Origin of the sequence: Micrococcus sp. HMSC31B01, assembly GCF_001816085.1 — a bacterium.
Taxonomy (GTDB): domain Bacteria; phylum Actinomycetota; class Actinomycetes; order Actinomycetales; family Micrococcaceae; genus Micrococcus; species Micrococcus luteus.
The window spans coordinates 1-738 of sequence record NZ_KV824953.1; the positions used below are offsets into that span (position 1 = coordinate 1).

Here is a 738-nt window from a genome sequence, read left to right on the forward strand (position 1 = left end):
GGGCGCCCGCGGCCTCGGCGGCGCGGATCAGCCCCACGGCCTCCGACCACGCGTCGCGGTCGGCCGGGTGCCGGTCGAAGAACTCCTCGGTGCGGGCGCGCATCCGGGCGTAGGTGGCCCGGTAGACCCGGTCGGCGTGGCCGGTGAGCGGGGCGAGGCCGCCGGTCACCAGGCTGCGCTGCAGGCCCTCCGGGTGGAAGGAGAGATAGCTCAGCGTGCAGAACCCGCCGAAGCTCTGGCCCAGTGTGGTCCACGGCCCGGCGCCGAGGGCGAGGCGCAGCATCTCGGCGTCCCGCACGATCGAGGGCGCCCGCAGGTGCACCAGGTGCTCGGCGCGCGCCTCGTCCGTGGCGAAGGCGCCCGGGGCGGTCAGGGTCGCCACAGTGGCCGGGGTCGAACGCCCCGTGCCGCGCTGGTCCAGCAGCAGCACGCGGTGGCTCTCGGCCAGCGCGCCGAGCCAGCCGCTCAGGCGCGCCGGGCGGGGCCCGGCACTGCCGGGGCCACCCTGGAGGTACAGGGCCCAGGGGCGCTCGCCCTCGGGGTCGTCCTTCGCCCGGATCTCGCGGGCGAAGACGGTCAGCGTGCCGCGCCCGTGCGGCCCGACGCCGGTGCCCGCCGCGTCCTGCGCCTCGGCCTCGGCGAGGCCCAGCGCGTGGTCGATCGGCACCGAGAACCAGTGGTCCACCGTGACGGTGCCGTCGTAGAGCTCGGTGCGCTCGCCCACGCGGTGGCGGGCCG

1 protein-coding gene is annotated in these 738 nt (G+C 77.6%); it reads right to left on the reverse strand.

Annotated features, from left to right (window positions below; genetic code table 11):
• Positions 1–738: alpha/beta fold hydrolase (locus tag HMPREF3105_RS01970; protein WP_246830316.1), on the reverse strand; the 738-nt coding region annotated here is incomplete at both ends.